Origin of the sequence: Caballeronia sp. LZ001, assembly GCF_031450875.1 — a bacterium.
Classification (GTDB): Bacteria; Pseudomonadota; Gammaproteobacteria; order Burkholderiales; family Burkholderiaceae; genus Caballeronia.
In genome coordinates, this window is sequence record NZ_JARTVX010000004.1 from 2,538,081 (window position 1) to 2,550,882 (window position 12,802).

10 protein-coding genes are annotated in these 12,802 nt (G+C 62.9%); 4 read left to right on the forward strand and 6 right to left on the reverse strand.

The window, feature by feature from the left end:
• Positions 1-11: 11 nt before the first annotated feature.
• The 6 genes from nadC to purN form a co-directional block, all read right to left on the reverse strand.
• Positions 12-893: a carboxylating nicotinate-nucleotide diphosphorylase gene (nadC, locus tag P9292_RS22830; RefSeq protein ID WP_309961366.1), complete on the reverse strand. Its 882-nt coding sequence runs from the start codon at positions 891-893 to the stop codon at positions 12-14.
• On the reverse strand, positions 890-2,017 hold the full coding sequence (gene nadA, locus P9292_RS22835) for a quinolinate synthase NadA (protein WP_309961368.1): 1,128 nt from the start codon (positions 2,015-2,017) through the stop codon (positions 890-892). The genes nadC and nadA overlap by 4 nt, the downstream gene beginning before the upstream one ends.
• Before the next feature lie 178 nt (positions 2,018-2,195).
• A complete protein-coding gene (locus P9292_RS22840; protein ID WP_244827223.1) occupies positions 2,196-3,392 on the reverse strand; it encodes an acyl-CoA desaturase in 1,197 nt (398 codons plus the stop codon).
• Positions 3,393-3,619: 227 nt separating this feature from the next.
• Entirely contained in the window at positions 3,620-4,996 is a 1,377-nt protein-coding gene (locus tag P9292_RS22845) for a mechanosensitive ion channel domain-containing protein (protein ID WP_309961369.1), read from the reverse strand.
• A complete protein-coding gene (locus P9292_RS22850; RefSeq protein WP_309961371.1) occupies positions 4,996-6,309 on the reverse strand; it encodes an RsmB/NOP family class I SAM-dependent RNA methyltransferase in 1,314 nt (437 codons plus the stop codon). The genes P9292_RS22845 and P9292_RS22850 overlap by 1 nt, the downstream gene beginning before the upstream one ends.
• On the reverse strand, positions 6,306-6,956 hold the full coding sequence (gene purN, locus P9292_RS22855; RefSeq protein ID WP_309961372.1) for a phosphoribosylglycinamide formyltransferase: 651 nt from the start codon (positions 6,954-6,956) through the stop codon (positions 6,306-6,308). The genes P9292_RS22850 and purN overlap by 4 nt, the downstream gene beginning before the upstream one ends.
• Before the next feature lie 149 nt (positions 6,957-7,105).
• On the opposite strand from purN, the gene P9292_RS22860 reads away from it, so the two are divergent.
• The 4 genes from P9292_RS22860 (at position 7,106) to coaBC (ending at position 12,801) form a co-directional block, all read left to right on the forward strand.
• A complete protein-coding gene (locus P9292_RS22860; RefSeq protein WP_244827219.1) occupies positions 7,106-8,101 on the forward strand; it encodes a bifunctional riboflavin kinase/FAD synthetase in 996 nt (331 codons plus the stop codon).
• Positions 8,102-8,191: 90 nt separating this feature from the next.
• The gene (gene ileS / locus P9292_RS22865; protein WP_309961375.1) at positions 8,192-11,023 is read left to right on the forward strand and encodes an isoleucine--tRNA ligase; all 2,832 of its coding nucleotides are present in this window, start codon (positions 8,192-8,194) and stop codon (positions 11,021-11,023) included.
• Entirely contained in the window at positions 11,023-11,529 is a 507-nt protein-coding gene (lspA, locus tag P9292_RS22870) for a signal peptidase II (RefSeq protein WP_244827217.1), read from the forward strand. The genes ileS and lspA overlap by 1 nt, the downstream gene beginning before the upstream one ends.
• Before the next feature lie 54 nt (positions 11,530-11,583).
• Positions 11,584-12,801: a bifunctional phosphopantothenoylcysteine decarboxylase/phosphopantothenate--cysteine ligase CoaBC gene (coaBC, locus tag P9292_RS22875; protein ID WP_309961378.1), complete on the forward strand. Its 1,218-nt coding sequence runs from the start codon at positions 11,584-11,586 to the stop codon at positions 12,799-12,801.
• The last annotated feature ends 1 nt before the right edge of the window (position 12,802 follow it).

Sequence of the window (12,802 nt, forward strand, 5' to 3'; positions counted from 1 at the left end):
GCGCAGCAAGCTTACTCTTCGATCAAACGCATCGAAAAATCCGTTGCCCGCACGTCCTTCGTCAATGCGCCGATAGAGACGCGGTCCACGCCCGTCTCCGCAATCGCCCGCACGGTCTCGAAATTCACGCCGCCCGAAACTTCGAGCAGCACCCTTCCCGCCGTCACGCGCACGGCTTCGCGCATGGCGTCGAGCGTGAAGTTGTCGAGCAACACAGATTCCGCGCGATGCGCCAACGCGGTTTCAAGCTGCGCCAGCGTTTCCACTTCGATCTGAATGGGCACGCCCGCGTCGAGCGCGAGCGCGGCGTCCATTGCAGCGCCGACGCCGCCCGCCGCCGCGATGTGATTTTCCTTGATCAGAATGCCGTCATAGAGCGCGAGCCGCTGATTGGCGCCGCCACCCACGCGCACCGCGTACTTCTGCGCGAGCCGCAAGCCGGGCAGCGTCTTGCGCGTGTCGAGGATGCGCGCCCGCGTGCCTTCGATGGCATCGACATAACGGCGCGTCGCCGTTGCCACGCCCGACAGCAATTGCAGGAAATTGAGCCCGTTGCGCTCGGCGGTCAGAAGCGAACGCGCCTGGCCGCGCAGCAAGACGACCGGCGTATTCGCCGTCATGCGCTCGCCTTCGCGATACCGCCATTCGACTTCGATGCTCGGATCGACGCGACGCATCACCTCGTCGAACCACGGCGCGCCGCACAGCACCGCCTCTTCCCGCACGATGATGCGCGCCGTGCGACGTGTGTCTGCTGGCACGAGACGCCCCGTATGATCGCCGCTGCCGATGTCCTCGGCGAGCGCATCGGCGACATTGCGGGCGAGCGCGGCGTCGAACGCTTCGCCGTACTGCGCGCGGATCTCCGCGAATAAAGGCGAGTGGTTCGTCATGCGGGCCCCACGTTCGAGAACAACGTTTGATCCTTCGCGAGATCGCCGCTCGCCTGCACACGCTTCTTGTGACGCGCGGCGAAGTCGAGCATGCGGTCGATCGGCACGCGCGCGCGCTCGGCAATAGCCGCATCGACGTGAATCTCGTTGTGGCCGCGCTCGAGCACATCGGCGAGATTGGCGAGGCCGTTCATCGCCATCCACGGACAATGCGCGCAGCTCTTGCACGTGGCGCTATTGCCGGCGGTCGGCGCTTCGATGAAGGTTTTGCCGGGCGCCGCGAGCCGCATCTTGTGCAGGATGCCGAGATCGGTCGCGACGATAAAGCGCTTTGCGTCGAGCTTGACGGCCGCATCGATCAGCTGCGTGGTCGAACCGACGACGTCCGCCAGTTGCACGACGCCTTCCGGCGATTCCGGATGAACGAGAACCTTCGCGTCCGGATATTCGGCGCGCAAGAGCTCCAGCTCGATGCCTTTGAACTCGTCGTGCACGAGACACGAACCCTGCCACGAGAGCATGTCCGCGCCGGTCTTCTTCTGGATGTAGTTGCCGAGATGCCGGTCCGGCGCCCACAGAATCTTCTCGCCGCGCGCGTGCAGATCCGCGACGATTTCCAGTCCGATCGATGAGGTGACCATCCAGTCCGCGCGCGCCTTCACGGCCGCGCTAGTGTTCGCATACACGACGACCGTGCGGTCCGGGTGAGCATCGCAGAAAGCGGAGAATTCGTCGGGCGGACAGCCGAGGTCGAGCGAGCAGGTGGCGTCCAGATCGGGCATCAACACGCGTTTGCCGGGGCTCAGGATCTTCGATGTCTCGCCCATGAAACGCACGCCCGCGACGACCAGTGTCTTCGCGGCGTGATCGCGGCCGAAACGGGCCATTTCGAGCGAATCGGCGACGCAACCGCCCGTTTCATCGGCGAGTTCCTGGAGCTCGGAGTCCACGTAATAGTGCGCCACCAAAACCGCCTCTTCCCGATGCAACAGCGCACGGATTCGCGCCTTCAATTCGCGCTTCTCTTCGGCGGACGGCGCGTTGGGAACACGTGCCCACGCCTCGCCTACGCCGCACGTCAGGCCATGCGGCCGGTCGTATTCGACGCTCCTGATCGCTTCCATTGTTTCTGTCTCCTGTGTCCGCGCGAGTGTCGTGCCGGCGCTGACTCGTATCGATGCGCTGCCCGGCCACGCTGTAAACCTAGCGCCGCGACAAAACGCGAAATCCGCCGCCCAAAAACAAAGACCCCGCCAGAGCGGGGTCTTGTGACGTCATCAAATTTTAACGGATATCGCGATATCAGGCGTAGCGTCGCAGGCGCATCGCGAAGTCTTGCAGAGCCTTGATGCCGCTCTCTTCCGCACGGTGGCACCAGTCCTGCAATTGCACCAGCAGTTGCTCGCGCGACGCATTGGAGCGGTCCCACATTGCCGACAGGTCCTTGCGCATTTCGATATACGTGCGCAGCTTCTGGTTGTCCGAGAACAGTTCCGGCAATTGCTTGCGCTGCGGCTCGTCGAGACCGTCTTCTTCCTTATGGACCCACTTGCGCGCACCGCGCATCAACTGATACTTCTCGCGCGCACCGGCTTCCTTCAGCTTCGACAGTTCCTGTGCGTATGCGCGCTTGAGCGCCTTGCCGTAGCGCGCCATCACTTCGTAGCGGTTCGCGAGCACGGCTTGCAGCGTGTCGTTGTCGAGCACCGACTTGCTGTCCGCCAGACGCGGTGTGGGCGCGACCTTCTTCACCTTGGCGAGACCCACAGCCGACAACATGCGGATATAGAGCCAGCCGATATCGAACTCGTACCACTTATTCGACAGCTTCGCCGACGTGGCATACGTGTGGTGATTGTTATGCAGCTCTTCCCCGCCGATCAGGATACCGAGCGGGAAAATGTTCGTGCTGGCATCGGCCGAATTGAAGTTGCGATAACCCCACCAGTGCGCAAGACCGTTGACCACGCCAGCTGCCCAGAACGGAATCCAGATCATCTGCACGGCCCAGACCGACAGACCGACGATGCCGAACAGCGCGACGTCGATAACCATCATGATGCTTATGCCGAGGATCGGATAACGCGTGTAGAGATTGCGTTCGAGCCAGTCGTTCGGCGTGCCGTGACTGAACTTGCGCATGGTCTCTTCGTTTTTAGCTTCGACGCGATAAAGCTCGGCGCCTTCGAGCAGCACCTTCCAGATGCCGCGCGTTTGCGGGCTGTGCGGATCTTCTTCGGTTTCGCACTTCGCGTGATGCTTGCGGTGGATCGCCGCCCATTGGCCGGTCAGCATGCCGGTGGTCGACCAGAGCCAGAAACGGAAAAAGTGACTCGCGATCGGATGCAGGTCGAGCGCACGATGCGCCTGGCAGCGATGCAGATAGATTGTGACGCCAGCGATGGTGACGTGCGTCATCGCGAGCGTGAACAAAATGATCTGCCACCAAGAAAAGTCGAGCAATCCGTTGGCGAGAAATTCGAGAGAAGAATTCAGCAAGGCAATTTACCTATCTAGCTGTGAAATTCGGAAAAAATGGCCGGTGCAAATAACGCTGAACACCGTGTTGGGCACATGAAAGAAACGCGCGCAAGTTCGATCGCATTCTACTGCATGCGTTCCAAGTCTTTGTCGTAAAGGTAGAATTTCTTGTATGGTAACAAAACGCGCAAAAACTCACGCGCCGATTTAATGCCTGTTTTCGATCCAAATCAACGGATCGAGCATCAAACCGGGGCTCCGGCCGGCCCTGCGGCGTCATCGCCGCGCCTTTCGGCATTTCCTACCGTATCGACTGGTGCATTGCGCGCGTCGCCAACAATCCTTATCTCGCGTTGCGCGTAGGGGATTTCAATGCCGTTGTCACAGAATAACCGCCAAACACGACGATTTACCTGCGACTTGACGCCGCCCGTGCCCTTCGCGGCATCTTCGATCCAGAAACTCAGTTCCAGGTTGATTCCGTCAGCGCCAAAGCTGGCAAGCAACGCAGCGGGCGCAGGGTCCTGCAACACGCGGTCGACATCGTGCGTGGCTTCCACGAGTAACAGCATCGCGCGTTCCACGTCGGAGCGATAACTCACCTGCACGGCAATCTTCGCGTTGCCGCGCGTCAGGAACGACGAATGGTTCTGTACCACGTCGGTGATGAGTTTTTCGTTCGGAATCAACGTTTCGATGCCGTCGAGTCCGCGCACGACTGTATAGCGCGTGCGAATCTGCGTGACCGTGCCCTGATAGTTGCTCACGTTGATCATGTCGCCAAGCCGCAGCGACCGGTCGAGCAGAATGATGAAGCCCGAGACATAGTTGCTCGCGATCTTCTGCAAGCCGAAACCCAGCCCCACGCCGAGCGCGCCGCCGAACACGCCGAGCACCGTAATGTCGATGCCGACGATAGACAGACTCACCAATATGGCCGCGAGGATCATCAGTGCCCGCGCAACGCGGCCGAGCACGACCTTGAGATTGGCGTCGAGTGAGCGGGAGCGCATCAGCCGGTCGTCGAGCAGCGCGCCGGCCCACATCGCCACGATCAGCGTCACGCAGACCCACAACACGCCCGATGCAAGCGACAGCAACGTCATGTGCGCGTTGGCGAAATTGAAGCGCACGCTCGCCATCCAGCGCACGACGTCGTCCTGTATGCCCATTACGGTGAGCAGCATCACGACCCAGACAATGGTCGTCACGAGCTTTTCGAACAGAAAGAGGAGCGCGCCCGCCTCGTGCTCGGTGCCGTCGCGATTGAACACGCGGCGCGCGACGTAGAACATCAGATAGATGACGGTGATGCCCAACAACGGCACCAGCGCGAGCCGCAGGAACGCGGTGTGGATGAACGGCGCGAGCAACAGTTGCGCGGCCGTCACGAACACCGTGCCGAGCAGCGGAAAGAGCGCTTTGTTCAGGCTCTCCGCGCCGAAACGCACCGCCTCGAAGCGCGACTGGCGGCGCGCATCCAGCCGCTTGCGCAGCAGCCGCGCGCACCACCACGCGACGACCAGCAGGCCGATCAGAACCGCAACCTGCCACAGCACCTCCGGTTCGCCGAAGTCGCGAAACAGGCGTTCGGAAAGATGCGTCAGGATGCGGTTCGGCATCAGCTTTCGGAAGGCGCTTCGTCTTCCGCCGCGGAAGCCTTCGGCGATTTTGCGTCGGGCACGCGTTCCAGCACGGCGGCGAAGAAGCCGTCGGTGCCGTGCTTGTGCGGCCACAAGGACAAGAACTCGCCCGTGTCGAGGTCGATGCGCTGTTCCGCCAGCACATCGCGCGCGGGCACGACACGGAAGTTCGGATGCGCTTCCAGGAACTGCTTCACCACGCCTTCGTTTTCGGCTTCGAGCATGCTGCACGTCGCGTAGACGAGACGCCCGCCGGGTTTGACGAGGCGCGCCGCGCTCGTGAGAATCGAGAGCTGCTTGGGCGTGAGTTCCGCAACCGTCGCGGGCGATTGCCGCCACTTCAGGTCGGGATTGCGACGCAACGTGCCCAAGCCGGAGCAGGGAGCATCGACGAGAACGCGGTCGATCTTGCCCGCGAGGCGCTTGATCTTCGCGTCGTGTTCGCTGTCGATCAGCACCGGATTTACGTTCGACAACCCGCTGCGCGCAAGACGCGGCTTGAGTTTGGCGAGACGCCGGTCGGAGACGTCGAACGCGTAGAGACGGCCGGTCGAGCGCATCATTGCGCCGAGCGCCAGCGTCTTGCCGCCCGCGCCCGCGCAGAAGTCGACGATCATCTCGCCACGGCGCGGCGCCATCAGCGAGCACAGCAACTGGCTGCCCTCGTCCTGCGCTTCGATCCAGCCTTCCTGGAACGGCGCGAGGCGCGTGAGCGCGGGCTTGCCGTCCACGCGGACGCCGAAAGGCGCGAACGGCATTTCGCCCGCGTCGATGCCGGCCTCGCTCAGCGCTTTCAAAACGACATCGCGGCTCGCCTTGATCGGATTCGTGCGCAGATCGAGCGGCGCCGGATAGTTCAGCGCGGCCGCGAGTTTGGCGAGTTCCTCGGCGTCGAAACGCTTGGCCATGGCCTCGTAAATCCACTGCGGCAAGTTCGTGCGTATGCGCACCGGCAAGCTCGCGGGATCGATCTTCGATACCTGCGCGAGCCATTGGTATTCGTCGGCCGAGACGTGCGGCTTGAGCGCGGTGAGACCGGCAGTCTGCATCAGTCCGAGCAGCGCGAGACGCCGCGCCTGGTTGCCGCTGCCGCTTTCGGCCAGATGCGAAAACTCCATTTTCCGGCGCAGCACGGCGAACACCGCCTCCGCGATCACGCCGCGCTCGCTGTGACCGAGCTTCGGATGCGCGCGGAAGAAACGGCTGGTCGCGGCATCGGCGGGACCTGAAAAGCGGAGTACGTCCGCCAATAGCGTTTCGGTTTGACCAATCAAAAATCCATGCAGCCTCATGCGCCCTCCCCGGCAATGTCGGCAAAGAGCCACTGTGGCTCAGAGGAACGAAGCGCGACGCGCTCTTCCTCGATGGCAAGACGCCCTTCCACGAACCAGCGCACCGCGCGTGGGTAAATCTCATGTTCGACGGCCAGCACGCGCTCGGCGAGCGTGGCGGCGTCGTCGCCGGGCAAGACCGGCACCGCGGCTTGCGCGACGATCGGACCATGATCCAGCTCGGGCGTCACGAAATGCACGCTGGCGCCGTGCACGCGCACGCCGGCATCGAGCGCTTGCTGATGCGTGCGCAAGCCCGCGAAACTCGGCAAGAGCGACGGGTGCACATTGAGCATGCGCCCCGAATAGCGTTCGACGAAGGCATTTGTCAAAACCCGCATGAAGCCCGCGAGCACCACGCAATCCGGTTCGAAGCGATCGATTTCCCGCGCGAGCGCGCCATCGAACGCTTCACGCGAGTCGAATTCGCGATGATCCACCACCACGCCTTGAATGCCGTTCTCGGCCGCGAAGCCAAGCCCGGCGGCATCCGGCCGGTTTGAAACGACCGCGCGAACGCGAGCCGGCCAGCCTTCGCGCGCGCAAGCACGCGCGACGGCCTCCATGTTGCTCCCGCGTCCGGAGATCAGAATGACGATATTTTTCATGCGCGGATTTTATCATTCGGCGACGGCGAAAATCGTGCCAATCCGATTGACGAGCGCCCAGCATCCGGCCGCGCGCGCCCGTCGATGCGTGCGAGCGTTTATAATCTAACGCTTTGCGGCGCAAGCCCTGCCCACCACCAACGTCTATCGTGAGAGTCTTTCGCGGCCTCCCCAATGCCGAAAGCCGGTCGCCTTGTGCGCTGACCATCGGCAACTTCGACGGTGTCCATCGCGGTCATCAGGCGTTGCTCGCGCGCGTGCGCGCCGCCGCGGACGCACGCGGGCTGCCGGTCTGCGTCATGACCTTCGAGCCTCACCCGCGCGAATTCTTCAATCCGGCGGGCGCGCCGCCGCGTATCGCCATGTTGCGCGACAAGCTCGAAGCGCTGCGCACGAATGGCGTGGATCGCGTGGTGGTCGAGCATTTCAATCACACGTTCGCGAGCCAGCCGCCCGACAAGTTTGTCGAAGACATCATCGTGAACGGGCTGCACGCGCGCTGGGTCATGATCGGCGACGACTTCCGCTACGGCGCCAAACGCGCGGGCGACTTCGAATCGCTCAAGGCAGCCGGGGAAAAACACGGCTTCGAAGTCGAGCAGATGGCAACCGTCGCGCATCCGAACGGCGCGCGCATTTCCTCGTCGTCGGTGCGCTCGTCGCTCGTCGCGGGCGACCTCGACGCCGCGCAACTCGCGCTTGGCCGTCCGTACGTCATCAGCGGCCACGTCGTGCATGGCGCCAAGCTTGGCCGCGATCTCGGCTTTCCCACGCTCAACGTGCCGATTGCGCACAAGCGGCCCGCGCTCGCCGGCATCTTCGTCGTGCGCGTGCATGGGCTTGCCGATGAACCCTTGCCCGCCGTTGCGAGTCTCGGCCTGCGCCCGACCGTCGACGACTCCGGCCGCGTGCTGCTCGAAGTCTTCGTGCTCGACTGGCACGGCGACGCCTACGGCAAGCTCGTGCGCGTCGAATTCCTGAAGAAGCTGCGCGACGAAGAAAAGTACGTCGACCTGGAAACGCTTTCCGTTGCCATCGCGAAGGACGTCGCCAGCGCGCGCGCCTACTTCGGTTTGCCGCCAGCAAGCGCGGCGGGCAGCGGCGCGACGGGCTTCGCCATTTCGGCCACCGACCGAATTAGGTGAGCGCGCGGCGCCCTTGCGCCGCCCGCTGCCCCGTCATCGAATCACTGCGCGCGTCGGCGACGCCGTCTCACCGAATTCACCGAGTCACACATGAGCGACAAGAAACAAAAAGCTGCTGCGAAATATCCCGTCAACCTGCTCGACACCCCGTTCCCCATGCGCGGCGATTTGCCCAAGCGCGAACCTGCGTGGGTGAAGGAATGGCAGGACGAAAAAATCTACGAGAAGATTCGCGCCGCCAGCAAGGGCCGCAAGAAGTTCATCCTGCACGACGGCCCGCCGTATGCGAACGGCGACATCCATCTGGGTCACGCGGTCAACAAGATTCTGAAGGACATGATCGTCAAGGCGCGCAATCTCGCGGGCTTCGACGCGGTCTACGTGCCGGGCTGGGATTGCCACGGTATGCCGATCGAAATCCAGATCGAAAAGCAGTTCGGCAAGTCGCTGCCGGCCACGGAAGTCATGCAGAAGGCGCGCGCTTATGCGAGCGAGCAGATCGAGAAACAGAAGGTCGGTTTCCGGCGTCTTGGCGTGCTCGGCGACTGGGACAATCCGTACAAGACCATGAACTTCGCGAACGAAGCCGGTGAAATCCGCGCGCTCGGCAAGATCATGGAAAAGGGCTACGTGTTCCGGGGCCTCAAGCCCGTGAACTGGTGTTTCGACTGCGGCTCGGCGCTGGCCGAAGCGGAAGTCGAATACAAGGACAAGACCGATCCGACCATCGACGTGCTGTTCGCGTTCGCCGAACCCGAAAAGACCGCGCAGGCGTTTGGTTTGCCCGCGTTGCCGAAGGCTGAAGGCGGCATCGTCATCTGGACGACCACACCCTGGACCATTCCCGCCAATCAGGCGCTGAACGTGCATCCGGAGATCGTCTACGCACTCGTCGATACCCCGCGCGGCCTCCTCATCCTCGCGCAAGAGCGCGTCGAGGCATGCCTGCAGAACTACGGCTTGCCGGGCGAACTCATCGCCACGACGACCGGTGCGAAGCTCGCGAACCTGCGGTTTCATCATCCGCTCGCGGCGGCGCATCCGGGCTACAAGCGCACGGCGCCCGTGTATCTCGGTGAGTACGTGACGACAGAAAGCGGCACGGGCGTCGTGCACTCGTCGCCAGCGTACGGCGTGGAAGACTTCGTGTCGTGCAAGGCGCACGGCATGTCGGACTCCGACATCGTCAGCCCCGTCATGGGCGACGGCCGCTATATCGAATCGCTGCCGCTTTTCGGCGGACTGTCGATCTGGGACGCGAATCCGCGGATCATCGAGGCGCTCGAAGGCGCAGGCTCGCTGCTCAAGACCGAGAAGTACACGCACAGCTACATGCATTGCTGGCGCCACAAGACGCCGATCATCTATCGCGCGACCTCGCAATGGTTCGCAGGCATGGACGTGACGCCGAAGGACGGCGGCAAGACGCTGCGCGAGACCGCGCTGGAAGGCGTCGAGAACACGGCGTTCTATCCGTCGTGGGGCAAGCAGCGCCTTTACAGCATGATCGCGAATCGCCCGGACTGGACGCTTTCGCGTCAGCGTCAGTGGGGCGTGCCCATGGCGTTTTTCGTGCACAAGGAAACGGGCGAACTGCATCCGCGCACGCTCGAATTGCTCGAGGAAGTCGCGAAGCGCGTCGAGCAAGGCGGGATAGAAACGTGGCAGGCGCTGGACCCGCGCGCGCTGATCGGCGACGACGCCAACATGTACGAAAAGAACCGCGACACGCTCGACGTCTGGTTCGACTCCGGCACCACGCATTGGCACGTACTGCGCGGCTCGCACAAAGACTCGCTGCAATTCCCGGCGGACCTGTATCTCGAAGGTTCGGACCAGCATCGCGGCTGGTTCCATTCGTCGCTGTTGACGGCATCCATGCTCGACGGCCGCCCGCCCTACGACGCGCTTCTCACGCACGGCTTCACGGTCGATGGCGAAGGCCGCAAGATGTCGAAGTCGCTCGGCAATGGCGTCGATCCGCACGAGGTGGCGAACCGTCTGGGCGCGGAAATCATTCGCTTGTGGATCGCATCGACGGACTATTCCGGCGAGCTCGCGATCTCCGAGGAAATCCTGAAGCGCGTGACGGAGACGTATCGGCGTATCCGCAACACGCTGCGCTTCTTGCTCGCCAATCTGTCCGACTTCGACTTCGAGAAGAACGCGTTGCCGGTCGAAGACTGGCTCGAAATCGATCGTTACGCGATCGCGCTGTCGCGCAATCTGCAGGACGACGCGCTCGCGCATTACGAAAAATATGAGTTCCACCCGGTCGTCGCCAAGATCGCCACGTTCTGCTCGGAAGACCTGGGCGGCTTCTATCTCGACGTGCTGAAGGATCGTCTTTACACGACGAAGCCCGATTCACGCGAGCGCCGCAGCGCGCAGACGGCGCTTTATCACATCGCGCATGGCTTGCTGCGGCTCATCGCGCCGTATTTGTCGTTCACGGCGGAAGAGGCGTACAAGGTGCTCAAACCCGGTCAGGAAACCATCTTCACCGAGGTCTATCACGCGTATCCGGAAGTGGCGAACGCGGGCGAATTGCTCGATACGTGGACGCTCATCCGCAACGCGCGCGGCGACGTGACGAAGGCGCTGGAAGAAGCGCGGACGGCCAATCTGATCGGCTCGTCGTTGCAAGCCGAGGTGCTCGTGCGCGCAAGCGGCGCGCGTTATGACGCACTCGCCAGTCTCGGCGATGCGTTGCGCTTCGTGCTGATCACGTCATCGGCGGCGCTCGAGCGCGTGGCGAGCGAAGCGGAAGAAGGCGTGGACGTGAGCGCATCGAGCTATCTCAAGTGCGAGCGCTGCTGGCACTACTGTGCGGATGTCGGCTCGCACGCGGATCATCCGGGACTGTGCGGCCGCTGCTTCTCCAACCTTTTCGGCGCTGGCGAAACGCGGGGCGCGGCATAATGGTTCGAACGATGTCGAAACAAACTTCCGGTAGTGGCTCACTTGCGCCGTGGCTCGGCGTCGCGCTGATCGTCATTCTGTTCGATCAGTTGACCAAGATCGCGGTGCAGAAGATTTTCGCTTACGGCGAACCGCACGCGCTCACGCCCTTCTTCAACCTGTTCCTCGTCTATAACCGCGGCGCCGCGTTCAGCTTTCTCGCGGCGGCGGGCGGCTGGCAGCGCTGGGCGTTCACGGCGCTGGGCGTGGTGGCTGCTGTCGTGATTGGCTATCTGCTCAAGAAGCACGCCGCGCAGCGGCTCTTCTGCACGGCGCTCGCGCTCATCATGGGCGGCGCGATCGGCAACGTGATCGATCGTATCGCTTATGGTCACGTGATCGACTTTCTGGACTTTCACGTGCGCGCGTGGCACTGGCCCGCGTTCAACCTTGCCGACAGCGCGATTACGGTCGGCGCGGTCCTGCTCGTGTTCGACGAACTGCGGCGCGTGCGCGGTTCGCGCTGATGTTTCCGGCGCGGCTTTACAGAGAGCCGTGCGTCTCGCATCGATGGAGGCAAGTTGACTAGCGAACTCACGGGTAAGCATTTGGTGCTTGGCCTCACCGGCGGTATCGCCTGCTACAAGATCGCGGAACTCACGCGCCTCTTGATCAAGGCGGGCGCGACCGTGCAAATCGTGATGACGGAAGCGGCCACGCAGTTCATCACGCCAGTCACCATGCAGGCGTTGTCGGGCCGTCCCGTCTACACCTCGCAATGGGACGCGCGCATGCCGAACAACATGCCGCATATCGATCTTTCGCGCGAGGCGGATGCCATCGTCATCGCGCCCGCATCCACCGACTTTCTCGCGAAACTCGCGCACGGCATGTGCGACGACCTGCTCTCGACCTTGTGCATTGCACGCGATTGTCCGCTGCTCGTCGTGCCCGCCATGAACAAGCAGATGTGGCAAAACCCGGCCACGCAGCGCAACGTCGCGCACATTCGCGGGGATGGCATAGAGGTGTTGGGACCAGATTCGGGCTCGCAAGCGTGCGGCGAGGTCGGTGACGGACGCATGCTCGAACCCGAAGCCACGTTCGAAGCCATCTGCGCCTTCTTCCAGCCTAAGATTTTGCGCGGCCAGCGCGTCCTCATCACGGCCGGCCCGACTTTCGAGCCGCTCGATCCCGTGCGCGGCATCACGAACCGTTCATCAGGAAAGATGGGCTTCGCGCTCGCGCGTGCGGCGGCGCAAGCCGGCGCGGACGTGCATCTGGTGGCCGGGCCCGTTTCGCTGCCAACGCCCTGGGGCGTGTATCGGCAAGACGTGCAGACGGCCATGCAGATGCATGACGCCGTCATGCAGGCCACGCCCGATGCGGACATTTTCATCGCGGTGGCGGCGGTCGCGGACTGGCGTGTGGATCATGTCAGCGAGCACAAGATCAAGAAGGTCGCGGGTCAGCCGTTACCATCATTCGAGTTCGTCGAGAATCCGGACATTCTTGCTTTGGTGGCCAAGCAGCCGAACCCGCCCTATTGCGTCGGCTTCGCGGCGGAAAGCGGCGATCTTGACGTTCACGGCGAAGAGAAGCGCAAGCGCAAAAACGTGCCGCTTCTGATCGGCAATCTCGGTCCGCTCACGTTCGGCCGCGACGACAACGAAGTCGTGCTCTTCGAAGCATCCGGCGCGACACCCTTGCCGCGCGCCGACAAAGCGACGCTTGCTCGCACGCTGATCGGCGAAATAGCGAAACGCGCGCCACGCGGCGGCGGCTCGATACTCTCCTAAG

What these genes read in the sequence shown, in the direction of transcription:
- ileS (WP_309961375.1), top strand. Translation starts at nt 8,192, where the DNA reads ATGAGCGACAAGAAACAAAAAGCTGCTGCGAAATATCCCGTCAACCTG.
- nadC (WP_309961366.1), bottom strand. Translation starts at nt 893, where the DNA reads ATGACGAACCACTCGCCTTTATTCGCGGAGATCCGCGCGCAGTACGGC.
- P9292_RS22850 (WP_309961371.1), bottom strand. Translation starts at nt 6,309, where the DNA reads ATGAGGCTGCATGGATTTTTGATTGGTCAAACCGAAACGCTATTGGCG.
- P9292_RS22845 (WP_309961369.1), bottom strand. Translation starts at nt 4,996, where the DNA reads ATGCCGAACCGCATCCTGACGCATCTTTCCGAACGCCTGTTTCGCGAC.
- lspA (WP_244827217.1), top strand. Translation starts at nt 11,023, where the DNA reads ATGGTTCGAACGATGTCGAAACAAACTTCCGGTAGTGGCTCACTTGCG.
- nadA (WP_309961368.1), bottom strand. Translation starts at nt 2,017, where the DNA reads ATGGAAGCGATCAGGAGCGTCGAATACGACCGGCCGCATGGCCTGACG.
- purN (WP_309961372.1), bottom strand. Translation starts at nt 6,956, where the DNA reads ATGAAAAATATCGTCATTCTGATCTCCGGACGCGGGAGCAACATGGAG.